Annotated in this window: 19 protein-coding genes; 14 read left to right on the forward strand and 5 right to left on the reverse strand. The window is 71.7% G+C overall.

The genetic code is table 11. The features are described 5' to 3' along the window. Positions 1 to 85: 85 nt before the first annotated feature. Complete coding sequence (gene typA / locus AB0A90_RS22975; RefSeq protein ID WP_357251332.1) at positions 86 to 1,954, reverse strand: translational GTPase TypA; 1,869 nt, start codon at positions 1,952 to 1,954, stop codon at positions 86 to 88. Between the two features lie 133 nt (positions 1,955 to 2,087). Here typA and AB0A90_RS22980 point away from each other — a divergent pair, with 133 nt between their 5' ends. Both AB0A90_RS22980 and AB0A90_RS22985 read left to right on the forward strand, forming a co-directional pair. Continuing rightward, positions 2,088 to 3,506: a DedA family protein gene (locus AB0A90_RS22980; protein WP_357251335.1), complete on the forward strand. Its 1,419-nt coding sequence runs from the start codon at positions 2,088 to 2,090 to the stop codon at positions 3,504 to 3,506. 33 nt (positions 3,507 to 3,539) lie between these two features. After that, positions 3,540 to 4,421 carry a transglycosylase SLT domain-containing protein gene (locus AB0A90_RS22985; RefSeq protein ID WP_357251338.1) on the forward strand — a complete coding sequence of 294 codons (882 nt, stop codon included), beginning with the start codon at positions 3,540 to 3,542 and terminating at the stop codon, positions 4,419 to 4,421. A 46-nt stretch (positions 4,422 to 4,467) separates the two neighbouring features. On the opposite strand, the gene AB0A90_RS22990 is transcribed toward AB0A90_RS22985, so the two are convergent. Next, the gene (locus AB0A90_RS22990; protein WP_357251341.1) at positions 4,468 to 6,594 is read right to left on the reverse strand and encodes an efflux RND transporter permease subunit; all 2,127 of its coding nucleotides are present in this window, start codon (positions 6,592 to 6,594) and stop codon (positions 4,468 to 4,470) included. 124 nt (positions 6,595 to 6,718) lie between these two features. On the opposite strand from AB0A90_RS22990, the gene AB0A90_RS22995 reads away from it, so the two are divergent. The 5 genes from AB0A90_RS22995 to AB0A90_RS23015 all read left to right on the forward strand — a co-directional run bounded on the left by AB0A90_RS22995 (position 6,719) and on the right by AB0A90_RS23015 (position 11,920). Then, positions 6,719 to 7,234, forward strand: a complete 516-nt coding sequence (locus AB0A90_RS22995) for a MarR family transcriptional regulator (RefSeq protein WP_357251446.1) — start codon at positions 6,719 to 6,721, stop codon at positions 7,232 to 7,234. Between the two features lie 3 nt (positions 7,235 to 7,237). Next, positions 7,238 to 8,920, forward strand: coding sequence for a CocE/NonD family hydrolase (locus AB0A90_RS23000; RefSeq protein ID WP_357251344.1), 1,683 nt, complete (start codon positions 7,238 to 7,240; stop codon positions 8,918 to 8,920). A gap of 159 nt (positions 8,921 to 9,079) precedes the next feature. Continuing rightward, positions 9,080 to 9,952, forward strand: coding sequence for a hypothetical protein (locus tag AB0A90_RS23005; RefSeq protein ID WP_357251346.1), 873 nt, complete (start codon positions 9,080 to 9,082; stop codon positions 9,950 to 9,952). Between the two features lie 112 nt (positions 9,953 to 10,064). Then, positions 10,065 to 10,640, forward strand: a complete 576-nt coding sequence (locus AB0A90_RS23010; RefSeq protein ID WP_357251349.1) for a helix-turn-helix domain-containing protein — start codon at positions 10,065 to 10,067, stop codon at positions 10,638 to 10,640. Beyond that, positions 10,637 to 11,920 carry an MFS transporter gene (locus AB0A90_RS23015; protein ID WP_357251352.1) on the forward strand — a complete coding sequence of 428 codons (1,284 nt, stop codon included), beginning with the start codon at positions 10,637 to 10,639 and terminating at the stop codon, positions 11,918 to 11,920. The genes AB0A90_RS23010 and AB0A90_RS23015 overlap by 4 nt, the downstream gene beginning before the upstream one ends. Positions 11,921 to 11,968: 48 nt before the next feature. Here AB0A90_RS23015 and AB0A90_RS23020 read toward each other — a convergent pair whose 3' ends face one another. Next, positions 11,969 to 12,172 carry a cold-shock protein gene (locus AB0A90_RS23020; RefSeq protein WP_007462771.1) on the reverse strand — a complete coding sequence of 68 codons (204 nt, stop codon included), beginning with the start codon at positions 12,170 to 12,172 and terminating at the stop codon, positions 11,969 to 11,971. 181 nt (positions 12,173 to 12,353) lie between these two features. Here AB0A90_RS23020 and AB0A90_RS23025 point away from each other — a divergent pair, with 181 nt between their 5' ends. Then, entirely contained in the window at positions 12,354 to 13,049 is a 696-nt protein-coding gene (locus AB0A90_RS23025) for a 50S ribosomal protein L11 methyltransferase (protein WP_357251449.1), read from the forward strand. Positions 13,050 to 13,151: 102 nt separating this feature from the next. Next, positions 13,152 to 13,760 (forward strand): VTT domain-containing protein, encoded by a 609-nt coding sequence (locus AB0A90_RS23030; RefSeq protein ID WP_357251355.1) that lies wholly within the window; start codon positions 13,152 to 13,154, stop codon positions 13,758 to 13,760. A 190-nt stretch (positions 13,761 to 13,950) separates the two neighbouring features. Here the strand turns inward: AB0A90_RS23030 and AB0A90_RS23035 are convergent, their stop codons facing one another. Both AB0A90_RS23035 and AB0A90_RS23040 read right to left on the reverse strand, forming a co-directional pair. After that, positions 13,951 to 14,604 (reverse strand): MBL fold metallo-hydrolase, encoded by a 654-nt coding sequence (locus tag AB0A90_RS23035; protein WP_357251358.1) that lies wholly within the window; start codon positions 14,602 to 14,604, stop codon positions 13,951 to 13,953. A gap of 7 nt (positions 14,605 to 14,611) precedes the next feature. Next, on the reverse strand, positions 14,612 to 15,328 hold the full coding sequence (locus AB0A90_RS23040) for a maleylpyruvate isomerase family mycothiol-dependent enzyme (protein ID WP_357251361.1): 717 nt from the start codon (positions 15,326 to 15,328) through the stop codon (positions 14,612 to 14,614). A 179-nt stretch (positions 15,329 to 15,507) separates the two neighbouring features. On the opposite strand from AB0A90_RS23040, the gene rsgA reads away from it, so the two are divergent. The 5 genes from rsgA to AB0A90_RS23065 all read left to right on the forward strand — a co-directional run bounded on the left by rsgA (position 15,508) and on the right by AB0A90_RS23065 (position 23,998). Next, positions 15,508 to 16,578 (forward strand): ribosome small subunit-dependent GTPase A, encoded by a 1,071-nt coding sequence (gene rsgA / locus AB0A90_RS23045; RefSeq protein ID WP_357251363.1) that lies wholly within the window; start codon positions 15,508 to 15,510, stop codon positions 16,576 to 16,578. A gap of 165 nt (positions 16,579 to 16,743) precedes the next feature. Next, positions 16,744 to 19,689: an excinuclease ABC subunit UvrA gene (uvrA, locus tag AB0A90_RS23050; protein ID WP_357251366.1), complete on the forward strand. Its 2,946-nt coding sequence runs from the start codon at positions 16,744 to 16,746 to the stop codon at positions 19,687 to 19,689. Between the two features lie 224 nt (positions 19,690 to 19,913). Further along, positions 19,914 to 20,399: a Rieske (2Fe-2S) protein gene (locus AB0A90_RS23055; protein WP_357251369.1), complete on the forward strand. Its 486-nt coding sequence runs from the start codon at positions 19,914 to 19,916 to the stop codon at positions 20,397 to 20,399. Between the two features lie 156 nt (positions 20,400 to 20,555). Next, the gene (gene uvrC, locus AB0A90_RS23060) at positions 20,556 to 22,565 is read left to right on the forward strand and encodes an excinuclease ABC subunit UvrC (protein ID WP_357251372.1); all 2,010 of its coding nucleotides are present in this window, start codon (positions 20,556 to 20,558) and stop codon (positions 22,563 to 22,565) included. 770 nt (positions 22,566 to 23,335) lie between these two features. After that, positions 23,336 to 23,998, forward strand: a complete 663-nt coding sequence (locus tag AB0A90_RS23065; RefSeq protein WP_357251374.1) for a C39 family peptidase — start codon at positions 23,336 to 23,338, stop codon at positions 23,996 to 23,998. The last annotated feature ends 48 nt before the right edge of the window (positions 23,999 to 24,046 follow it).

Here is a 24,046-nt window from a genome sequence, read left to right on the forward strand (position 1 = left end):
GGGTCCTGCTTCCGGGGGGGGTCTCTCCCGGCGGGCGCCGCCCCGCGCCGCGGCCCCCCGCGCCCGGTGTCGGGTGCTGGTGCGGTCAGCCCGCGTGCTTGCGGCGGGCGGCGGCGCGGCCCCGCTGCTGCTGGTCGAGCACGACCTTGCGGATGCGCACCGCGGTCGGGGTGACCTCGACGCACTCGTCCTCGCGGCAGAACTCCAGAGCCTGCTCCAGCGAGAGCTTGCGCGGCGGGATCAGCTTCTCCGTCTCGTCGGACGTCGACGCCCGCATGTTGGTGAGCTTCTTCTCCTTGGTGATGTTGACGTCCATGTCGTCGGAGCGGGAATTCTCCCCGACGATCATGCCCTCGTAGACCTCGGTGGTGGGGTCGACGAAGAGCTGGCCGCGCTCCTGAAGGTTGATCATCGCGAAGGCGGTGACCGCGCCGGAGCGGTCGGCGACCAGCGAACCGTTGTTGCGGGTACGCAGCTCGCCGAACCACGGCTCGTACGACTCGAAGACGTGGTGCAGGATGCCGGTGCCCCGGGTGTCGGTGAGGAACTCGGTGCGGAAGCCGATCAGGCCGCGCGCCGGGACCAGCCACTCCATCCGGATCCAGCCGGTGCCATGGTTGACCAGCTGCTCCATCCGGCCCTTGCGGGTGGCGAGGAGCTGGGTGATCGCGCCCAGGTATTCCTCCGGGGCGTCGATGGTCAGCCGCTCGACCGGCTCGCAGGTCTTGCCGTCGATCTCCTTGGTCACGACCTGCGGCTTGCCGACGGTCAGCTCGTAGCTCTCCCGGCGCATCTGCTCGACCAGGATGGCCAGCGCCAGCTCACCACGGCCCTGCACCTCCCAGGCGTCCGGCCGCTCGGTGGGCAGGACCCGCAGGGACACGTTGCCGATCAGCTCCTTGTCGAGCCGGTCCTTGACCATCCGGGCGGTGACCTTGGAGCCCTTGACCCGGCCGACCAGCGGTGAGGTGTTGGTGCCGATGGTCATCGAGATGGCCGGCTCGTCGACGGTGATCAGCGGCAGCGCGACCGGGTTCTCGACGTCGGCGAGCGTCTCGCCGATCATGATCTCCGGGATGCCGGCGACGGCGATGATGTCGCCCGGGCCGGCGGTCTCGGCCGGCTTACGCTCCAGGCCCTCGGTCATCAGCATCTCGGAGATGCGGACCCGCTGGGTGCTGCCGTCGGTGCGGCACCAGGCCACCGTCTGGCCCTTGCTGATGGTGCCCTGGCGGACCCGGCACAGCGCGAGCCGGCCGAGGAACGGGGAGGCGTCGAGGTTGGTGACGTGCGCCTGCAGGGGAGCGCCATCCTCGTACGCGGGTGCCGGGATGGTGTCCAGCAGGGTGCGGAACAGCGGCTCCAGGGAGGTGCTGTCGTCCGGCACCGAACCGTCGGCGGGCTGGGTCAGCGAGGCGATGCCGTCGCGGGCGCAGGCGTAGACGATCGGGAAGTCGATCTGCTCCTCGTCGGCGTCCAGGTCGAGGAAGAGCTCGTAGGTGTCGTCCACGACCTCCTTGATCCGGGCGTCCGGACGGTCCACCTTGTTGATCACCAGGATGATCGGCATGCGGGCCCGCAGCGCCTTGCGCAGCACGAAGCGGGTCTGCGGCAGTGGGCCCTCGCTGGCGTCGACGAGCAGCACCACACCGTCGACCATGGTCAGGCCGCGCTCGACCTCGCCACCGAAGTCGGCGTGGCCGGGAGTGTCGATGATGTTGATGGTGACCGGGTCGGAGCCGTCCGCCGGCAGGTAGTGCACGCCGGTGTTCTTGGCCAGGATCGTGATGCCCTTTTCCCGCTCCAGGTCCCCGGAGTCCATCACCCGCTCGGTGTTCTCGCCGCGTGCGCCGTACGCGCCGGCCTGCCGCAACATGGCGTCGACCAGGGTGGTCTTGCCGTGGTCGACGTGAGCGATGATGGCGACGTTGCGGAGGTCGGTGCGAAGCTGCATACCCTCTATCCTTCCGCCTGCGCTCGCGCAGGCCGCGTCGGGGTCACCCCCAGGTGCCCCTGATCTATGGTGAAACTGCTGTCCGGGTGGTTCCCCCGGCTGGCATGCTGACTCCCGTGTTCCGGGGGCCTGAGTGCACGACCTGCTGACCTGGGTGCAGAGTCTGCCCGCCCTCTGGATCTACCTGGTCGCCGCGCTGATCGTGGCGGGCGAGACCGCGGTGATCTTCGGCCTGCTCGTGCCGGGTGAGGCTACCCTGCTGCTCGTCGGCTTCCTCACCTACAACGGTACCTTGCGGCTCGGACCGGCGTTGCTCGCGATGATCGTCGCGGCGGTCGTCGGTGACGGACTGGCCTTCCGCGCCGGACGGCGCTACGGGCCCCGGCTGCGCGCCGGGCTGGGCCACCGGGTCGGTCCCGAGCGGTGGGCCAGGGCCGATGCCATGCTCGCCCGGCTCGGTGGGCGGGGTGTGTTCGCGGCCCGCTGGGTGGCCTTCGCCCGCACCCTGGTGCCCCGGTTGGCCGGTGCGGCCGGCATGCCGTACCGGCGGTTCGCCCCGTGGAACCTTGCCGGGGTGGCGACCTGGGTGGGCGGCTCGGTCCTGCTCGGTCACCTCGCGGGTGAGTCGTACGACACGGTCTCCCGGCTGCTCGGCCGGGCCACCGGTGTGGCGCTGCTGCTGCTGGCCGGCCTGCTGGGCGTCGTGCTGGTCGGCCGGTGGCTGGGTCGCAATCCCGACCCGGTCCGCGCGCTGCTGTCCCGGGCCGGCGCGCTACCCCCGGTGCGGTGGCTCACCGCGCGCTACGGGGTGCTGTTCTTCCTGGTGGCCATGCGGATCGGGCCGGCCTGGACGCTGCTGCTCAATCTGGCCGCCGGGCTCCTGCTGCTCTTCGCCGCCGGGCTCGCCATCGCCGGCCTGCTCGCCGTGGTGATCCGCAACAGTGGGTTGGCCGCGCTCGACGACGCCATCGCGGGGTGGTTCGCCGCCCGGCGTACCCCGGACGCCGCCGAGGCCACGATGGTCGTGGTGTCGGCGATGCGAGGTTCGGTTCTGATCACCCTGGTGGGGTTGGTGGCGGCGGTGCTGGCGTGGCGTAGCCGACCATGGCGGGCGGACCTGCTCAGCGTGGTCGGCACGGTCGGTGCGTTCGTGCCGCTTGTGGTGCTGGCGGTGGCCGCCGAGGTGACTGGTGCGCACGGCGCCACAGCCGACGGCGGCGACGTGGCCGCGCTCTCGACCCAGAACGCCGTCGCCGCGGCGAGCTTCTGCACCCTGGCCTGGCTGGTGTCGCGCAGTGCCCGCTGGCCGGCGGCGGTGGCCGCGTGGACGACCGCCGCCGCGGGGGTGCTCGGAATCGGCGGTGCACGGCTCTACCTCGGCCTGGACACGGCGAGCGGGACCGCCGCGGCGGTGCTGCTCGGGGTCCTCTGGACCGTGGTGTTCATGGTCGCCTGGGCCACCCGGGACCGGGCCGTCGGTGATCTCGAACAGCCGGACGACCAGGTGCGCACGCCGTCGCAGGGGCATCGCCGCCCGGTGGAACCTTGTTAGGGTGCGACCACTGTCACACGGGGAGGCATGGAAATGGTTCGATGGACAAAACGGCTGGGCGCTGCCGCGCTCGCCGGGCTGCTGTTGTCGAGCGTGCTGGTCGGGTGCGCCGGCGAGGGGGAGAGCCCGCAGGACCAGACCGCTCCGGTCGCGCTCGCCGACACGCCGTTGGAGACCCCCACCGACGAGGCCAGTGCGGAGCCGAGCCCCTCGGTGAGCACCGTGGAGTCACTGGGGGCCGCGCCGAGCCGTCGCGCGTCGCCATCGCCGACCGCGAAGCCGAAGAAGAAGCCGACCCGCACGGCCCCGAAGCCGCTTGCGGTGGCGAAACCGCCCACCGAGACCGTGGTCCCGCCGGCGCCGCCGAAGCCGGCGCCCAGCTCCTGCAAGCCGACCTACCGGGGCACGGAGGTGGCCCAGGCCGAGGTGAAGGCGGCGCTGACCGAGGCGGCCGGCCGTTCCTACTGGCCGGTCTCCGCGCCGGGCATCAAGATTCCACTCGACCTGCTCAAGGCCACCGCCTGGCAGGAGAGCGGCTGGCAGTCCAACATCTACGCCTGCGACGGCGGCGTGGGGTTGATGCAGGTGATGCCGGGCACCGCGACCTGGATGAACCAGCGGTTCGAGCAGAGCTACGAGATCGACGACTACGGGGACAACGCCGCCCTGGGGGCCACCTACCTGGCCTGGGTCACGAAGTACATCGGCGACATGTACTTCGAGTCCGACTTCCGCCTCGACCCGGGACTGTGCGGTGCCGAGCTGAATTCCTGCCTGCTCAACGCGGTCATCGCCGCGTACAACGCCGGGCACGGTGCGGTGGCGCAGGAGGGCGAACCCCTGGTCATCCCCAACCCGTCGTACGTGCGCAACGTGCGGGCGCTGATGACCGAGTGCGTCTGCCTGGGCTACTGATCTCGACGGGGCCGTGCCGGTGTCGCCACGGCCCCGCGGGTGTCGGTCAGTCGCGGGCGGCGACCGGCTCCGGCGACGCCGGGCTGTCCGCCGGGTGCTCCGGGGTGATCCGTCCGGGCCACCAGAAGCGGTCTCCGAGCAGGAACGCCAGCGCCGGCACGAGGACGGTGCGCACCAGCAGGGTGTCGAGCAGCACGCCGATGCAGACGATGATGCCGATCTGGGTCAGCGTGATCAGTGGCAGCACGCCGAGCACGGCGAAGACCGCGGCGAGCAGCACACCGGCGCTGGTGATCACCCCGCCGGTGACCCGCAGGGCGGAGAGCATCCCGTCGCGGGTGCCCGCGCCGCGCGCGTCCTCCCGGGCACGGGTGACCAGGAAGATGTTGTAGTCCACCCCGAGCGCCACCAGGAACACGAAGGCGAGCAGCAGCACACCGCTGTCCAGTGCGGGGAAGCCCAGCACGTGGTCGAAGAGCAGCCACGCCGCGCCGAGGCTGGCGAAGAACGACGCGATCACGGTGAGCACCAGCAGCAGCGGGGCCAGCAGGCCGCGGAGCAGCAGCACGAGCACGGCGCCGACGAGCAGCAGGATGATCGGCAGGATCAGTCGCAGGTCGCGGTCGTTGGCCTCGTCGGAGTCGTACGTGGCGGCCACCGAGCCACCGACGATCGCCCCGGACGGCGCGTCGCCGCCGGCCGCGGCCGGAGGCGCGGAACCGGGAACGGCGGCAACCGCAGCGCGCAGCGCCTCGACGGCGCGGTCGGAGGCGGTGGTGCCGGGTTCGGCGTCCAGGACGACGTCGACCTGGGCGACGGTGTCCCCGGCGTCGCCGGGGCGTGCCGAGGCGACCCCGGGCACGGCGGTGGCGGCCTCGGTGACCGCCCGCGCCGCCGCCGGGTTGGTGAGCACGGCCACCGGCTGGGTGCTGCCGGCGGGGAACGCACGGGCGAGGGTCTGCGCCCCGGTCACCGCCTCGGGCTCCGCCCGGAACTGCTCGGTCTCGGACAGGCCGGTGCGGATCCCGAGCCCGCCCAGCGCCAGGCCACCGAGCAGCAGGGTGGCCAGCACCGCGACCACCACCGGGCGGCGTTGCACGGCGGTGCCGAGCCGGCCCCAGAGCCGTCCCTCGCGGGCCGGGCCACCGACGCGGGGTACGAACGGCCAGAACAGGCCGCGACCGAGGAGCACCAGCACGGCGGGGAGCACGAACAGCGCCGAGAGCATGGCGAAGACCACACCGGTGGCGCAGGCCACGGCGAGTGCCCGGTTGGTCTCCTGCTCGCTGAGCAGCAGGGTGAGGACGCCGAGCACCACGGTGCCGCCGCTGGCGAGGATGGGCTCGGCGGTACGGCGCAACGCGGCGCGCATCGCCGCGTACCGGTCCTGCTCGCGCCCCAACTCCTCGCGGTAGCGGGCGATGAGCAGCAGCGCGTAGTCGGTGGCGGCGCCGAAGACCAGCACGCTGGCGATGCCGGTGACCTGGCCCGGCTGGAGGTTGATGCCGACGGCCGGGACGATGGCGTCGACCGCGCGCAGGGTGAGCTGCTCGGTCGCGGCGACCACGACCAGGGGCACCACCCACAGGAACGGACTGCGGTAGGTGATCAGCAACAGCAGCGCCACCACGGCGGCGGTCACCGCGAGCAGGGTGACGTCCGCACCGTCGAACACCGAGGACAGGTCGGCGGTGAAGGCCGGGGCACCGGTCACCTCGGCGGTCAGCCCGCCGGGCAGGTCGGCCAGCGCGGCGCGCAGCTTCTCGACCGTGTCGGTGACCTCGTCCTGACCGCCGGCGGTGTCGACCGGCACGGCGACCAGCGCGACCGCCCCGTCCGGGGAGAGCTGCGGGGGACTGACCCGCCCATCCACCGCGAAGCGGCCCAGGTCGCCGGCGCGGGCGGTGACGGTGGCGCGGTCGGCCTCGCTCAGCGCGCCGCCGTCACCTCGGCTCACCACCACGATGGCCGGTTGGACCTCGCTGGACGGCAGCTGCTCCTGCAGGCGCTCCACCTGGGTCGACTGCCACTGCGCGGACAGGCCGGTGGCGGAGACCGGTGCCGGGTTGTCCGGTCGGGGCGTTCCGAAGACGACCGCGCCGACGACGATCGCCGCGGCCACGGTGAGCCAGGCGGCCAGCCGACCGCGCGCGACCCTGGTGAACACAGACATCAGATGACCCCAAAAGTCCTTCGGCAGGCAAGTATCTTGATAGCCGAGATTATCCGGGGCTGTTCTATGCTGCAACCCGGGAGACCGACGACGGGAAGAGCGACGCGAGGTGGCGACTCACGGCATGTACCGGCGGCGCGACACGCGCCGCGAGCAGCTGGTCGCGGAGATCACCAACAACCTCCGGCGGTACGCGGTGGACGCCCAGCAGGTCGGCCACGCCTTCGCCAACCTGCACGGTCTCAACCCGACCGACCTCCAGGCCCTGATCGCGGTGATGGACGCCGAGCTGGTCGGTGACCCGATCACCCCCGGCCGCCTCGGCGAGCAGCTCAACCTCTCCTCCGGCTCGGTCACCGCCCTGATCGACCGGCTGGAGCGGGCCGGCCACATCCGTCGGGACCGGGACACCGTCGACCGGCGCAAGGTGCTGCTGCACTACGCCGACCAGGGAGCGGCCCTCGCCATGCGGTTCTTCCAGCCGCTGGGCGCGCGTACCGACACGGTGATGGCCCGCTTCGACGACGACGAGCTGGAGGTCGTGCACCGGTTCATGGCGGAGATGAGCGAGTCGCTGCGGGGGCACCGGGACGCGGTGCGCGCCGCCCGGCCCGGATCGCCCCGCCCGACGACGGGCTGAGCCGTGCCGGACCGGCTGGTCACCCGCCTCACCGCCGCCGCGCTGCGGTTGCCACCGATCCGTCCCGCCCCGGTGCGGGTCACCCGCGACATCCCGATCCGGACCCGCGGCGGTGTGGTGCTGCGGACCGATCACTACGCCCCGGCGGCGCGGGACGCCCCGACCGTCCTGATCCGCACCCCGTACGGGCGGGGCGGTCCGCTGCGGCTGCTCGGCCGGGTGCTCGCCGCGCGGGGACGGCACGCGGTGATCCAGGACTGTCGGGGCACCGGAGGGTCCGGCGGCACGTTCGCACCGCTGGTGCACGAGCGCGACGACGGAGTGGACACCCTGGACTGGCTGCGTCGCCAGCCCTGGTGGTCCGGCCAGCTCGGCATGTTCGGGATCAGCTACCAGGGTTTCGCGCAGTGGGCGCTGGCCGCCGACGCCGGCGACGAGTTGCGCGCGATGGTCGCGGTGGTGACCGCCTCGGCCACCCGGGACTCGACGTACGCGGGGGAGTCCTTCGCCCTGGACACCGTGTTGACCTGGGCGGAGCTGCTGCACGCGCAGACCGTGCCGTGGTTGGCCCGGCAGTGGGAGCTCAAGCGGGGCCAGCCCCGGCTCGCCGCCGCGCTGGCGCACCTGCCGCTCGCGGATGCCGACCGGGTGGCCACCGGCGTGACCATCCCGTTCTTCCAGGAGTGGCTGCGCCACCACACCCCGGAGGCGGCGTACTGGCGCGAGCGCGTCTTCGCCGACCGGGTGGCCCGGGTGCGGGCGCCGGTGGTCATGGTGACCGGCTGGCACGACATCTTCCTGCCCGCCCAACTCGACGACCACGCCACGCTGCGCGCCGCCGGCACGCGGCCGCGCCTCGTGATCGGCCCCTGGACGCACGGCAGCCCCGGACTGTTCGTGGCTGCCCTGCGGGAGGGGTTGGCCTGGCTCGACGAGCACCTGACGGCGGCGCCCCCGGCAGGCCGGGGGTCACGCCGCGCCGCGTCCGCCCCGGTCCGGCTGTACGTGGGTGGTCCCGGCGCTGGTTGGCGGGACCTGCCGGACTGGCCACCGCCGACGGTGGAGACCGCCTGGCACCTGCATCCGGGCGGCGAACTGGCGGTACGCCCACCTGTCGCGTCGGCGCCGGACGAGTTCCGGTACGACCCGGCCGACCCCACCCCGTCGCTGGGTGGGCCGCTGCTGGTCGCCAAGCGAGCCGGTCCGGTGGACAACCGGCAGGTCGAGGCCCGCCCCGACGTGCTGACCTACACCAGCGCCCCGCTGACCGGACCGCTCGAGGTGATCGGCCCGGTACGCGCCGAGATCCACATCCGCGCCGAGCTGTCGCACCTGGACGTCTTCGTGCGTCTGTGCGATGTGGACAAGCGCGGTCGATCGTGGAACGTCTGCGACGGTCTGGTGCGGGTGACACCCGAGCGCTTTCCCGCCGACTCGTCCGGGGTGCTGCGGGTCCCGGTGGAGCTCTGGCCGACCGCGTACCGGTTCGCCGCCGGGCACCGGCTGCGGGCGCAGGTCGCCGGTGGCGCCCATCCGCGGTGGGCGCGTAACCCCGGCACCGGGGAACCCCTCGGTACGGCGGTGACGCTGCGTGCCGGTTGGCAGCAGGTGCTGCATGACCCCACGCACCCGTCGGCGCTGCTGCTGCCGATCGTCCACTCAGCCCCGACGGCACCCCCAATCTAAAAAGAACCCGTCTGAGCTGGGCATTCATCGATATTGCGGGCTATGGTTGCGGTAACGCCCGGTGCCGTGCAGCAAGCCGACCGGGATCGCCCGAAGCCCAACATCGCGTACGCGGTGTGACGTCGTCCCGGTCCCCGCCCCATCTGAGAGGGGGACCCCATGACTCGGGCCCCGGCAAACCTATTGGCCCTCCGAAGCCTGCTACTCACTCACCTCGACAACGCCCCCGGCCCTGACGACCTGGACCCGGCGGAGGTCGGCATCGTCGGCGATCCGGCCCACCGCGGTGGCTATCACTGCGGCTCGGACCGGGTGGTCGCCGGCGACTACTCGGTCGTCGAGTCACCCCGGGACCGGACCGGACTGACCCTGGACGCGGCGGCGCTGGACGTCGGCCAGTTCGAGGTCCGCTCCGGCGGTCGGACGCACACCATGGCCAGCTTCTCGCTCTGGTGCGTGGCCCAGTGCGCCGCGAACGCGGCCGACACCCGGGACATCCGCGAGATCATCTACAGCCCCGACGGCAGCACCGTGAAGCGGTGGGACCGCCTCGGTAAGCGCAGCACCGGCGACAGCTCGCACCGCTGGCACACCCACTTCAGCTTCTTCCGTGACGCCATCAAGGCCGGCCGCGACCAACGGCCGTTGTTCCGCCGCTACCTCAGTTCCATCGGACTCCTGGAGGACGACGACATGACCCCCGAAGAACACAACTGGCTGGCCACCGTCCACAAGAACCTCACCGTGCTGGACGGTCGCTACCCGATCGGACAGATCTACACCCGGATGGCGGAGGGTCGGGACGACACCGGTGCCCCGGTGACCGGCAACTGGAACCTGCAGGCGATGACGAAGCAGCTCACCGCCCTGCAGACCACGCTCAACGCACTGATGGGGAAGGACTTCACCGACGAGGCGGCGATCATCGAGGGTGTCCTGACCGGGCTGACGCCGGAGGATATCGCCGCGGCAATTCCGCCCACCATCGCCAAACAGGTCGCCGACGAGCTGTCCCGCCGGCTGGTCGCCTGAGCGAGGGGCGGCCCGTCCCCGCCGGGTCGCCCCTCCCTGCCCGTCGCATCCCGCAACAGTTCTTGGGCAACATCCATTGCGCAAGAGCTGTTGCGGATGTCATCCTGGGGGCATGGAGACCCCCGACGTACGCCACGTCACCGACTCGCGGGTGCTGGCCGCCATGGTCCACCCGCTGCGCCGCCGGCTGATGGACGTGCTCAAGGTGCACGGGCCGTCGACCGTCGGCCTGCTCGCCGAGCGCACCGGCCAGGCGCCGGCGAACGTCAGCCACCACCTCAAGGTCCTCGCCGCCGGGGACCTGGTCACCGAGGCTCCCGAGCTGGCCCGCGACCGGCGCGAGCGGTGGTGGCGGCTGGTCACCCGAGGGGTGCGCTGGTCCAACCGCGACTTCGACGCCGACCCGGCCGCCCGAGCGGTCGCCGACGCCGCCACCTCGCTCAACCTGGACCGGCACGTCGCCCTGGCCCGAGCCTGGCACGCCGCCGACGACTCGGCGCACGCCGCCTGGCAGGACGGCCCGTTCTCCACCGACAGGTGGTTGCACCTCACCCCCGACGAACTGCTCGAGCTGAGCCAGGAAGTGGCCGACCTGCTGGCCCGGTGGGCCGACCGGCCGCCGCCCGAGGACGGCCGCGAACGGCAGCCCGTGTTCGTGTTCGCCCACGGCGTTCCGGCGCGACCGTGACCGCCACCACCCGCAGCGACCCGACAGCCGTCCGCCAGGCCGGCGGGCTGCTGCGGCACCGTGACTTCCGGCTGCTCTGGACCGGACAGACGGTCAGCAGCATCGGCAGCAACGTCACCACCGTCGCGCTTCCGCTGGTCGCGGTCGCCGTCCTGGACGCCGGCACCTTCCAGGTGGCGGTGCTCACCGCCGCCGCCTGGCTGCCCTGGCTGCTGATCGGCCTGCCGGCCGGCGCGTGGGTGGACCGGCTGCCCCGCCGGTCGGTGATGGTGGTGTGCGACCTCTTCTGCGCACTGGCCTTCCTCAGCGTCCCACTGGCTGCCCTGCTGGGCCGGCTCACCGTGGGGCACCTACTGGTGGTCGCCCTCAGCGCCGGCGCCGCGCGGGTCTTCTTCGAGACCGCCGACCAGGTGTACCTGCCGGTGCTGCTGCGACCCGAGCAACTGCCGGAGGGCAACGCGAAGCTCCAGGCGACCCAGACCGTCAGCTACGTCGTCGGGCCCGGCCTCGCCGGCCTGATCGCCCAGCTCACCGGTGCCGTTGCCGCGCTGGTGCTGGACGCGTTCACGTTTCTGGCCTCCGCGATCTTCCTGCTGCGGATTCGCACCGTCGAACCACGGGCACGCCGCCGGGCGGACCGATCCCGCTCACTGCGCCGGGACATCGCCGAGGGGCTCCGCTTCGTCACTCGCGACCCGTACCTGCGGGTGCTGACGGTCTTCGGCGCGGCCAGCAACATCGGGTTGACCGGCTACCAGGCCGTTCTGGTGGTCTTCCTGGTCCGGGAGCTTCGACTCGAACCGGGCCTGGTGGGCGCGCTGGTCGGGGTGATGAGCGCCGGAGGGATCATCGGGGCGCTGCTCGCCACCACGCTGGGCCGCCGCTGCGGCACCGCGCGGGCACTGCTGGTCGCCGCGTTGCTCACCGGCCCGCCGGCCCTGCTCATCCCGCTCGCCGCACCGGGCGTCGGGCTGATCTGGCCGGCCCTCGGCGGAGTGCTGATCGGCCTCGGGGTGGCCGTCGGCAACGTGGTCAAGGGTGCCTTCCGGCAGACCTACACGCCGCACCACCTGCTCGGGCGGGTGACGGTGAGCATGCATCTGCTCAACTACGGCACGATCCCGCTGGCGGCCGTGCTCGCTGGAGCCCTCGGCGCGCGCTACGGCGTTGGGACAGCCATATTCGTGATGACCGCCTGGTTGGCGGTCACCCCGTTGATTCTGTTGATCGGGCCGATCCGGAGGCGGCGGGACCTGCCCGCCGCCCCGGCGGCGTCTTGAGTGCGCTGCGACGGCGGCCGGAGACCGGCCGCCGTCACCGGCACGGAGCTACATCGGGCGGACGTTGTCCGCCTGCGGACCCTTCTGCCCCTGGGTCACCTCGAACTCGACCTTCTGGCCCTCGTTGAGCTCCCGGTAGCCGCTCGAGGCGATGGCGGAGTAGTGGACGAACACGTCCGGCCCTCCACCGTCCTGCTCGATGAAACCGAAGCCCTTTTCCGAGTTGAACCACTTAACCGTGCCGGTTGCCATGCATCTCTCCCTGTTCAAAGCGGCTGACCCTCGGCCTCTGGCCGATGATCGCCCGTACCTGTCCGACAGTAACGGGCGAAACCCCAATCCGCTGGCCGAAGTGCCGTAGGTCTTCCTGTGAAGTCGGGTGAACTCTACGTGCGGGCATGTGAAACCTGCCCCGAACACCCGCCGCTGGGGCATGCTTGCGCCGATGAGGGGTGCCGCAGCCGACGTGCTGACCGAGCTGGAGCGCGAGATAGACGCGCCCGGCGCGGGCCTGGACCGGCTCCGGTTGGTGCCCACCCCGTTCGTCCCCGAGGTGCGACTGCACCTGGCCGAGGACGCGATCGTCTACTGGGCTCGGATGGAGGCGGCCGCCGGGCACGCCCTGCCGGCCCCGTACTGGGCGTCCGCCTGGGCCGGCGGCCAGGCCCTGGCCCGCCACCTCCTGGACCACCCGGAACTGGCCGCCGGTCGTCGGGTGCTCGACCTCGCCGCCGGGTCGGGACTGGTGGCCATCGCCGCCGCGCTGGCCGGTGCCGCGGAGGTGGTCGCCAACGACATCGACCCGTACGCCGTCGCCGCCGTCACCCTCAACGCGCGGGCCAACCGGGTCGCCGTCGACGTCACCGGCGACGACCTGCTCGACGGCACCGACGTGGAGGCCGATCTGGTGGTCGCCGGCGACGTGTTCTACGACCGCGCGATGGCCGACCGGATGTTGCCCTTCCTGCAGAGGGCCGCCGCCCGGGGCGCCGACGTGCTGGTCGGTGACCCCGGCCGGGGGCACCTACCGGCGGACCGCCTGACGGTCCTGGCCGACTATCCGGTGCCCACCACCGAACCCTCGGTCGACTCGTCGTTACGTCGGGTGCAGGTGCTCCGGCCCGTCTGAGCGCGGACGACGCCTCAGGGACGACCCCGAGACCGATACCAGGGGGGTGTGGGGGCTGGAACCGGATGTCCGACCCGGTGCGGCGGCCATAGCGTACGAGGCATGACGCAATGGCTGGCACAGGTCGGAGAACTACCGGTTCTGCTGCTGATGGGTGTGCTCGGCCTCGTCATGCTCTTCGACGCCGTACCCCTGCTGGGTGTCCTGGTCCCCGGCGACGTGGCGATCCTGGCCGCCGTCGGGGTGGGCCGCCCGACCACCGGGCTGGCGACCTTCACCGCGGTGCTGGTCGGCTGCCTGGCCGGCTGGTCACTGAGCTTCCTGATCGGCCGTCGCTACTCCGAGCGGCTGCGACACAGCCGGATCGGCGGCTGGATCGGTGAGCCGCGCTGGGCAGCCGCGGAGGGGATCCTGCGTCGCGGTGGCGGTCGGATGATGGTCGTCGCGCCGTTCCTGCCCGTGTTCAACGCGCTGCTTCCGCTGGCCGCCGGCGGGCTACGGATGTCGTACCGGCGATTTCTCGGTTGCGCGGCGCTCGGCGCCGCCGCCTGGGCCGGTCTCTACCTCGCGCTGGGCACCGCGTCCCGATCGCTGGCCGGGCTGCTGCCGGGGGACCCCAGCCCGCTGTTGGTGACCATGGGGGTCGGGGTGGTGCTGGCCTCCGTCGTGCTGCTGGGGGCGCGGCGGCGGTTGTTCGCTGTCACTGGCTGAGGGGTGGTTGCGGTTTGGGGGCGGGGCCTGCCGTGCCCGGCTCCGGGCGGTCAGGCTTGATCCCTGCGCCGGGCACGGCAGGCCCCGCCCCCGTCGTGGGCGCTGCGCGTCCGTGCGTGCCTCGCCCGCCGGGGGGTTGAGAGATCTTGGTGGTTTTTGGTCGACGTTGATGTTGCTTATGTGGAGGCGGTTACCAGCCTCTTGCTTTCCACTGGGGGAGGGCTGGGCGCTCGGCTCCCAGGGTGCTGTCCTTGCCGTGGCCGGGGTAGAACCAGGTGTCGTCCGGCAGTTGATCGAACAGCTTGTGCTCGACGTCGTCGATCAGCGCGGCGAAGCGCTCCGGGTCCTTGTCCGTGTTGCCCACGCCACCTGGGAAAAGACTGTCGCCAGTCCAAAGGTGCGGGGTGCCGGCCGGGTCGCGGTAGAGCAGGGCGATCGAGCCCGGGGTGTGCCCCTTGATGTGGATGACCTCCAACGCGCAGTCGCCGACCGGCACGGTGTCGCCGTCGCCGAGACGCTCCGCCTCGATCGGAAGCCCGTCCGCGTCGTCGGCGTGCACCAGCGCCCGCGCGCCGGTCTTGGCGACCACCTCCTCCAGGGCCACCCAGTGGTCCATGTGCTGGTGCGTCGTCACCACGGCGGTGAGCCCACCGTCGCCGATCAGCTCCAGCAACCGGGGCGCCTCGTTGGCGGCGTCGATCAGCACCTGGTCACCGGTGCCCGTGCAGCGCAGCAGGTACGCGTTGTTGTCCATCGGACCCACCGACAGCTTGCTGATGGTCAGCCCGTCCAGCTCGCGTACCGCCGGCGCGCCGCCGTGGGTGACGTCTCCGCTATATGTCATGACGCTTCTATATCCATTCCGGTGGAGTAGGCAGGGGGCCGTCGGGAGTGACGGAGAGCGGGCCGCCGTCGGCGCGGCCGATCAGCCAGGCGGCGAGGTCGGGCACGGCACCGGCGACGACCGGGGCGCCGACGCGGTCCCCGATCACCACCTCGTGCCCGCTGCCGTCCGGGCGTAGCACCAACGACGGCGGCGTCGGACCCGTCGAGTGGTGGCTGGCGGCCTCCCGCAGCAGCCGGAGGGCGAACGTCTCCGACCAGTCCGCGGGTCGGTAGTCGGCGGCCAGGTCGAGGTGGTGCACCTCGATCTCGCGCAGCCGACCCCACACGAGCAGCGCGGCCGGCCAGGGTCCCCTACGCGCCTGCACCGTCGCCGCCCAGGCCTGCGCGGGCATCGCCGCGACCGCCTCGGCGAACAGGTCGGCGGTACGCCGCAGATCGTCCAGGTGCTCGCCGGATGGCCGACCCGAGCCGGACTCGATGTCGGTGGCGCGGGCCGCCAGCGAGGCGTACATCGGCAGTGCCTCGCCGGTGCGGGCCGACGTGAGCAGGTTGACGAAACCGTCGGCGTTGCGCGCCAGATGGGTCAGCACGTGGCCGCGCGTCCAGCCCGGCAGCAGCGACGCCGCGGCCAGGTCCGCGGCGTCGAACGACGCTGCGGTACGCAGGAGCCGGCTGGTGGCCGCGTCCACCTCACCCATCAGCAGGAGCGGATCCGTGGTCACCCGTCGACCCTAGCGGTCCGCCGCCCGCGCCGTCGCCGGGGAAATCGCTTTCGGCGTGCCGGCCGGCGACCTACCGTCAGCGGCAGACGCGGCACCGGGACATCGGACGGAGGTGGTGATCATGCCGGACGTGGCACGCGTGTTCCGCCATCACCTGCTCCGACACCGATGAGGATGCCATGACGATCGATCTGACCGCGCTCGGCTGGGATGCCGAGCGGGCGACGTACGCCGCGCGACGCGGCGAGCACCACCCGGGCCGCGTGGCCCGGGTCGACCGGGGGGTCTGCACGGTGCTCACGGCGGCCGGCCCGGTCCGGGCCAGCCTGGGCGGCGGGGTGCTGGCCGCCGCCGCCCGGGATCCGTCGGCGCTGCCCTGCGCCGGAGACTGGGTGCTGCTCACCCACTGGCCGGACCGGCGCGTCACCGCGGAGGTGGTACTGCCGCGGCGGGGCGCGCTGATCCGCCGTACCGCCGGCAAGGACGCCAGCGGCCAGGTGCTGGCCGCCAACCTGGACGCGGCCGCCGTGGTGGAGCCGGTGCACCCCGAGCCGGACGTGGGCCGTATCGAGCGACTGCTCGCCCTGGCCCACGAGTCCGGTGCCCGGCCGCTTGTCGTGCTGACGAAGGCCGACCTCGCGGCCGATCCGGCCGCGTTGGCCCGCCAGCTTGCCGCGGTCGCCCCCGGGGTGCCGGTGCTGCCGGTCAGCGCCGAACGTGGCGTCGGGCTGGACCCGCTGCGCGCCGAGGTGACGCCAGGCCGCACGCTCGGTCTGCTCGGGCCCTCCGGCGCCGGCAAGTCGAGCCTGGTCAACGCCCTGGTCGGGGCGGTGATGATGCCCACACAGGCGATCCGGCGCGTCGACGGCAAGGGTCGACACACCACCACCTGGCGGGCCCTCGTACCGATCCCCGGTGGCGGTGCCGTGATCGACACGCCCGGGGTGCGCGCGGTGGGCCTGCTGGACGGCGCGGTCGGGCTCGACCGTGCGTTCGCGGACATCGCCGGTCTGGCGCAGGGCTGCCGGTACGCCGACTGCGGCCACGACGGCGAGCCCGCCTGCGCGGTCCGCGAGGCGCTGCAGACCGGCGAGCTCCCCACCCGCCGATGGGAGAGCTGGCGGCGGCTGCAGGGTGAGGTGGCCCAGGAGGGTCGACGGCGCGAGGCGCGGGTGGCGGCGGAGCGGCGCGGCGGGTGGCGCTCGGCCCGGCGACGGGCTGCCCGGCCTCCGTCGCCCGGCGGGTACTGATCGGCGGCCGACCGGGCTGAGCTGGGGGAATGTGCGGGCGGGGGAAACTGTCATACCTCGGGGCTAGAGTTGCCGAGGCGTGTTTCCTGCGCCCGCACGACCGCTCAGATCAACCCAGAGCGGGACAGATCCTTCGCTTCGTCTTCTCCCGGGAGTACACGCACCGTGGCCGACCGACTGATCATCCGTGGCGCGCGCGAGCACAACCTGCGTGACGTCAGTCTCGACCTGCCCCGGGACGCACTCATCGTGTTCACCGGGCTGTCCGGGTCGGGCAAGTCGAGCCTGGCCTTCGACACGATCTTCGCCGAGGGGCAGCGCCGCTACGTCGAGTCGCTCTCGTCGTACGCCCGGCAGTTCCTCGGCCAGATGGACAAGCCAGACGTCGACTTCATCGAGGGCCTGAGCCCCGCCGTCTCCATCGACCAGAAGTCCACCTCGCGCAATCCGCGGTCGACCGTCGGCACCATCACCGAGGTCTACGACTACCTGCGTCTGCTCTACGCGCGCATCGGCGAGCCGCACTGCCCGGTCTGTGGCGAGCGGATCTCCCGGCAGAGCCCTCAGCAGATCGTCGACCGGGTCCTCGCGATGGCCGAGGGCACCAAGTTCATGGTGCTCGCCCCGGTGATCCGTGGGCGCAAGGGCGAGTACGTCGACCTCTTCGCCGAGCTCCAGGCCAAGGGCTACGCCCGGGCCCGGGTCGACGGCGTGGTGCACCCGCTGACCGAGCCGCCGAAGCTCAAGAAGCAGGAGAAGCACACCATCGAGGTGGTGATCGACCGCCTCACCGTCAAGGCGAGCGCCAAGCAGCGGCTGACCGACTCGGTCGAGGCCGCCCTCGGCCTGTCCAGCGGTCTGGTGCTGCTCGACTTCGTCGACCTGGCCGAGGACGACCCGGACCGGGAGCGCCGTTACTCCGAGCACCTGGCCTGCCCCAACGACCACCCGCTCGCCATCGAGGATCTCGAGCCCCGGGTCTTCTCCTTCAACGCCCCCTACGGCGCCTGCCCGGAGTGCACCGGTCTGGGCACCAAGAAGGAGGTCGACCCGGAGCTGCTGGTCCCCGATCCGGAGCGCAGCCTGCGCGAGGGCGCCATCCAGCCCTGGTCCACCGGGCACAACCTGGAATACTTCCTGCGCCTGCTGGAGGCGCTCGGCGAGGCCCAGCACTTCGACGTCGACACCCCGTGGCGGGCGTTGCCGGCGCGGGCGCAGAAGACGATCCTGCACGGCTCCGACGACCAGGTGCACGTGCGTTACCGCAACAAGTACGGCCGTGAGCGCTCCTACTACACCGGCTTCGAGGGTGTGGTGCAGTGGATCGAGCGGCGGCACTCCGACACCGAGTCCGAGTGGTCCCGCGACAAGTACGAGGGCTACATGCGCGACGTGCCGTGCGCGGCGTGCGGCGGCGCCCGGCTCAAGCCCGAGGTGCTCGCGGTCACCCTCGCCGGCAAGAGCATCGCCGAGGTCTGCAACCTGTCCGTGGGGGAGTGCGCCGACCTGCTCGCCGGCATCGAGCTGACCGACCGGCAGAAGATGATCGCCGAGCGGGTCCTCAAGGAGATCAACGCCCGGCTGCGGTTCCTGCTCGACGTCGGCCTGGACTACCTCTCCCTGGACCGCCCGGCCGGCACGCTCTCCGGCGGCGAGGCGCAGCGCATCCGGCTGGCCACCCAGATCGGCTCCGGCCTGGTGGGCGTGCTCTACGTGCTCGACGAGCCGTCGATCGGGCTGCACCAGCGCGACAACCACCGGTTGATCGAGACCCTGATCCGGCTGCGCGGCCTGGGCAACACGCTGATCGTGGTGGAGCACGACGAGGACACGATCCGCACCGCCGACTGGATCGTCGACATCGGGCCCGGCGCGGGTGAGCACGGCGGCAAGATCGTGCACAGCGGCTCGGTCCCCGCACTGCTGAAGAACAAGGAGTCGATCACCGGGGCGTACCTGTCCGGGCGTCGGTCGATCCCGACACCATCGACCCGCCGGCCGCAGGATCCGGGCCGGGAACTGGTGGTGCACGGCGCGCGGGAGCACAACCTGCGCAACCTGACCGTCCCGTTCCCGCTGGGCCAGCTCATCGCGGTCACCGGGGTCAGTGGCTCCGGCAAGTCGACGCTCGTCAACGACATCCTGTACGCGGTGCTGGCCAACCAGATCAACGGCGCCCGGTTGGTGCCCGGCCGGCACACCCGGGTCTCCGGTCTGGAGAACGTGGACAAGGTCGTCGGCGTGGACCAGTCGCCGATCGGCCGTACGCCGCGCTCCAACCCGGCCACCTACACCGGGGTCTGGGACCACGTCCGCAAGCTCTTCGCCGAGACCACCGAGGCGAAGGTCCGCGGGTACGGCCCGGGTCGGTTCTCCTTCAACGTCAAGGGCGGGCGTTGCGAGGCCTGCTCCGGCGATGGCACGATCAAGATCGAGATGAACTTCCTGCCGGACGTGTACGTCCCCTGCGAGGTCTGCAAGGGTGCCCGGTACAACCGGGAGACCCTGGAGGTGCACTACAAGGGCAAGACCGTCTCGGACGTGCTGGAGATGCCGATCGAGGAGGCCGCCGAGTTCTTCTCCGCCATCCCGCCCATCCACCGGCACCTCAAGACCCTTGTCGACGTGGGCCTGGGCTACGTACGCCTCGGTCAACCCGCGCCAACCCTGTCCGGCGGCGAGGCGCAGCGGGTCAAGCTCGCCTCCGAGCTGCAGAAGCGCTCCACCGGGCGGACGGTCTACGTGCTCGACGAGCCGACCACCGGTCTGCACTTCGAAGACATCCGCAAGCTGCTGATGGTGCTGGAAGGGCTCGTCGACAAGGGCAACACGGTGATCACCATCGAGCACAACCTCGACGTGATCAAGACGGCCGACTGGCTGATCGACATGGGTCCGGAGGGGGGCCACCGGGGCGGCACCGTGCTCGCCACCGGCACCCCCGAGGAGGTCGCCGAGGTCGCCGAGAGCCACACCGGCGAGTTCCTGCGCCAGGTGCTCAAGCTCGACGGCGCGGCGGCGGGCGCGGCGGCCGCCACCACCCGGGCGGCCAAGGCCAACGGTGTCACCAAGGCGCGGGCGAGCCGCAAGGTGCCCGCCGCCGCACGGTGACCTCCACCTGCCAGAGTCCGGCGCGCGCGACGCCGGTCGGGTCGCCTGCGGCGGTCCCGACCGGCGTCGCGCTGCCCGTGCCGTCGAGACCTGATCGGTCGAGGGGCACCCCGTCCCATTTCAGGTTCGGACGGATGCCGTGGTGAACCATCCGGCACAGTTGCTCGTGTGGACAAAGTGTGGCCGGCTCTTGACCGGCGCGGCGGGCTAGAGAGAGGCGAGGCATGAGTGACGATCAGGCGCTGACCGGTCCGGGTACGCAGACACGGCGCACCCTGCTCACCGGCGTCGGGGCGGTCGGCGCGGCCGTCGTCCTGGCGGCCTGCGGCAGTGACGACGGCGACAGTGGCAGCGATGCCCCCACCAGCGGTGGCCCGGCGGTGCCCAGCAGCGGTGACGCCGGCGGCGGCGACCGGCAGGGTGCCCAGTCCCTGGCGACCACGGCCGACATCCCGGTCGGTGGCGGCAAGGTCCTCGCCGCCCAGGGTGTGGTCATCACCCAGCCGGTGGCCGGCCAGTTCAAGGGTTTCAGCCCGATCTGCACCCACCAGAACTGCCCGGTGACGAACGTCGACGGCGGCACGATCAACTGCACCTGCCACAACAGCAAGTTCTCGATCGAGGACGGCTCGGTGAAGGCCGGCCCCGCCACCAAGCCGCTGCCTCCCAGGGACATCAAGGTCACCGGAGACCAGATCTCGCTGGCCTGACGGTTCGGGGGAGCGACCAGCGCGCCTCCGCCACCAATCGATTCGCGTTTCGGGAAGTCGGGGTATCCGCGTCCAGCCGACACCCCGACTTCCCGGAAACCGAGTGGATCTAGCGCCGGCAACGGGCTGTCGGTGGTGCGGACTAGGCTTGTTGACGTGGCTGACCCCTCGACCTACCGTCCCGCACCCGGCACCATCCCGGAGTCACCGGGGGTCTACCGCTTCCGCGACGGGACCGGCCGGGTGATCTACGTCGGCAAGGCGAAGAACCTGCGCAGCCGGCTCAACTCCTACTTCGGCGACGTCTGGAATCTGCACGAGCGCACCCGGCAGATGGTCACCACCGCCGAGTCGGTGGACTGGATCATCGTCGGCACCGAGGTCGAGGCGCTCCAGCACGAGTTCACCTGGATCAAGCAGTACGACCCTCGGTTCAACGTCCGCTACCGCGACGACAAGTCGTACCCCTACCTGGCCGTCACCCTCAACGAGGAATACCCCCGGTTGCAGGTGATGCGCGGCGCCAAGCGCAAGGGGGTGCGCTACTTCGGTCCGTATTCGCACGCCTGGGCCATCCGCGAGACCCTCGACCTGCTGCTCCGGGTGTTCCCCGCCCGGACGTGCTCGGCCGGCGTGTTCAAACGCGCCGGTCAGGTCGGCCGTCCCTGCCTCCTCGGCTACATCGGCAAGTGCTCGGCGCCGTGCGTCGGCACCGTCTCCGCCGACGAACACCGCGCGATCGTCGACGGGTTCTGCGACTTCATGGCCGGGCGCACCGACACCATGGTCCGCAAGATCGAGCGCGAGATGACCGAGGCGAGCGAGCAACTGGAGTTCGAGCGTGCCGCCCGGCTGCGGGACGACGTGGCCGCGCTCCGCCGGGCCATGGAGAAGCAGACAGTCGTGCTGGGCGACGGCACCGACGCCGACGTGGTCGCGTTCGCCGACGATCCGCTTGAGGCGGCCGTGCAGGTCTTCCACGTCCGCGACGGCCGGGTCCGCGGCCAGCGAGGGTGGGTGGTGGAGAAGACCGAGGACCTGACCACCGGCGACCTGGTGCACCACTTCTGCACCCAGGTGTACGGGGGCGAGCAGGGCGAGGCCGACGTGCCCCGGGAGTTGCTGGTGCCCGAGCTGCCCGCCGACGCCGACGCGCTGGCGGAGTGGCTCTCCGAGCACCGGGGCAGCCGGGTGTCGCTGCGGGTGCCGCAGCGCGGCGACAAGCGCTCACTCATGGAGACGGTGGAGCGCAACGCGAAGGACGCGCTGGCCCGGCACAAGCTGAAGCGTTCCGGTGACCTGACCACCCGGGGCAAGGCGTTGGACGAGATCAGCGAGGCGCTGGGCATGCGCACCTCGCCGCTGCGCATCGAGTGTTTCGACATCTCCCAGATCCAGGGCACCGACGTGGTCGCCAGCATGGTGGTCTTCGAGGACGGGTTGCCCCGCAAGAGCGAGTACCGCCGGTTCATCGTCCGGGGCGCCACCGACGACCTGTCCGCCATGTCCGAGGTCCTCCGCCGCCGCTTCGCCCGATACCTCGACGCGAGGGCCGAGACGGGCGAGGTGGGGGTGGAGTCGGCCGACGACCCGGCCGCCCCGGAGGATGCGGTGGAGCCCCAGGTCGGCGTCCTGATCGATCCGACCACCGGCCGGCCGCGGAAATTCGCGTACCCGCCACAGTTGGTGGTCGTCGACGGCGGCGCCCCACAGGTCGCGGCCGCCGCGCAGGCCCTCGCCGACCTGGGCATCGACGACGTGGCGCTCTGCGGTCTGGCCAAGCGGCTGGAGGAGGTCTGGCTCCCGGACGACGAGCTGCCGGTCATCCTGCCGCGCACCTCGGAAGGGCTCTACCTGCTGCAACGGGTCCGTGACGAGGCCCACCGGTTCGCCATCACCTTCCATCGGCAGCGCCGATCCAAGCGGATGACCGAGTCGGCACTGGACCACGTGCCCGGCCTCGGGGAGGTGCGGCGCAAGGCGCTGCTGCGCCACTTCGGGTCACTCAAGCGGCTCTCCGCCGCAACGGTCGAGGAGATCACCGAGGTGCCCGGGGTGGGTCGACGCACCGCCGAGGCGATCCTGGCCGCCCTCGACAAGGACACGGCGACCGTCGACAAGGACACGGCGACCGTCGAGAGCGCGGAAGCGGCCCCCGGCACCTGACATCGCCCTCGCCTCGTCCGCGGGCGGTCAGCCCCGCCACTCATGATCGTGCTCGATCCTGGTTGTAGTGGTGTCCTCGGCGCGCGGCCAGTCGCGGCACCGATGATCGTGCTCGATCCTGGATGTAGTGGTCTCGTCCGCGCGGTGAGGGGCCTGTTTCCGGGATCGAGCACGATCATGGGGTGGGTGTCATCGCCGGGCGTATCGGCGGCGGTGTCGGGTGTTGCCACCGCGGTAACGATCCGCGCAGCATCAGGGGACTGCTGCCTCGCTGCGACCTGAGGCAGCACTCTCCGGATCGTGCGCGGGTCGTGGCTTGCGTGGGGTGGGGTGCCGGGGGCCTGATGTCCGGTTCCGGGGATGCCGGGGTGAGGTGGTTGTCTGGTTTCGCCCCCCGTGTCCTGGGGTCGGGGTCACCCTCGCGGCGGAATCGGTGGCCGGGCGGGGTCGTTATACCTGGCAGGCCACCGCAGCAGTCGGGCCCACCGCAGCAGTCAGGGTCGCGAGGCGCGGCTCCGGCCGGGAACATCCGGCAGGCCGCCCCGGTTACATCCCCCGCACGGCCGAGCACCACCACCGGCCGACCCCCGGGCAGGCGGAATGCGCCACCCCCGGTGGGAGGCGGAATGACCTGCCACCGCGAACGGTTACACCCTGTCCCGACGCCGACCCCTGCGGGTCGCCGGGCACGGATCCCCCTCGCACTTCCCGCACGATCACCCACCCCCGGGTGTGGTGTGGGCACCCCCGATGCAGAGGAGCACGCCATCATGCGTACCGATCTGATCCGTAAGACCGCCCTGACCGCCGCCGGCCTCGCCTTCACCGGCGGCGCCATCGCCGGACCCGTCACCACCGCGTTCGCCGCGCCGAGCACCGACAAGCCCACCACCCAGACCCAGAACGACCGTAAGGGTCACGGTGAGCGCGAACTGGGCGTGCGCTACGAGGCACAGCCGAACTTCTACTACTGCGGCCCCGCCGCCACCCGCAACGCCCTGTCCGTACAGGGTAAGAACATCAACGTCGACGACATGGCCAAGGAAATGGGCACCACCGAGGCCGGCACCAACAGCATCAACGACATCACCCCGGTCCTGAACAAGGAAACCGGCAAGACCGACGCCTACCACAGCGTGGAGATCAGCAGCCCCGACGCCGACGCCGCACAGACCGACCGGCTACGCGCCGACGTCGTCACGACCGTCGACGACGGCCGGGCCGTGGTCGCGAACATCGCCGGCACCAGCACCGACACCGACGGCGGTGTGCACTCCTACGAGGGCGGGCACTACATCAGCGTCGTCGGCTACCGCGACAACGGCACCACCGTCAAGATCGCCGACTCCGCCGACCCGAACACCGCCTCCTACTGGATCACCGTCGAGCACCTCGCCGACTGGATCGCCACCCGCGGCTACGCCACCAGCTGACCCACCCACCAGCAAGGCCGCACCACGGCAACGCCGCACCACCGCAAG

The organism is Micromonospora sp. NPDC049204 (assembly GCF_040647935.1).
Taxonomy (GTDB): domain Bacteria; phylum Actinomycetota; class Actinomycetes; order Mycobacteriales; family Micromonosporaceae; genus Micromonospora.

Bases quoted from the DNA above. Each gene is read 5' to 3' on its own strand.
- typA (WP_357251332.1), bottom strand. From the start codon at position 1,954: ATGCAGCTTCGCACCGACCTCCGCAACGTCGCCATCATCGCTCACGTC.
- AB0A90_RS22985 (WP_357251338.1), top strand. From the start codon at position 3,540: ATGGTTCGATGGACAAAACGGCTGGGCGCTGCCGCGCTCGCCGGGCTG.
- AB0A90_RS22990 (WP_357251341.1), bottom strand. From the start codon at position 6,594: ATGTCTGTGTTCACCAGGGTCGCGCGCGGTCGGCTGGCCGCCTGGCTC.
- AB0A90_RS22995 (WP_357251446.1), top strand. From the start codon at position 6,719: ATGTACCGGCGGCGCGACACGCGCCGCGAGCAGCTGGTCGCGGAGATC.
- AB0A90_RS23005 (WP_357251346.1), top strand. From the start codon at position 9,080: ATGACTCGGGCCCCGGCAAACCTATTGGCCCTCCGAAGCCTGCTACTC.
- AB0A90_RS23010 (WP_357251349.1), top strand. From the start codon at position 10,065: ATGGAGACCCCCGACGTACGCCACGTCACCGACTCGCGGGTGCTGGCC.
- AB0A90_RS23020 (WP_007462771.1), bottom strand. From the start codon at position 12,172: ATGGCAACCGGCACGGTTAAGTGGTTCAACTCGGAAAAGGGCTTCGGT.
- AB0A90_RS23025 (WP_357251449.1), top strand. From the start codon at position 12,354: ATGCTTGCGCCGATGAGGGGTGCCGCAGCCGACGTGCTGACCGAGCTG.
- AB0A90_RS23030 (WP_357251355.1), top strand. From the start codon at position 13,152: ATGACGCAATGGCTGGCACAGGTCGGAGAACTACCGGTTCTGCTGCTG.
- AB0A90_RS23035 (WP_357251358.1), bottom strand. From the start codon at position 14,604: ATGACATATAGCGGAGACGTCACCCACGGCGGCGCGCCGGCGGTACGC.
- rsgA (WP_357251363.1), top strand. From the start codon at position 15,508: ATGACGATCGATCTGACCGCGCTCGGCTGGGATGCCGAGCGGGCGACG.
- AB0A90_RS23055 (WP_357251369.1), top strand. From the start codon at position 19,914: ATGAGTGACGATCAGGCGCTGACCGGTCCGGGTACGCAGACACGGCGC.
- AB0A90_RS23065 (WP_357251374.1), top strand. From the start codon at position 23,336: ATGCGTACCGATCTGATCCGTAAGACCGCCCTGACCGCCGCCGGCCTC.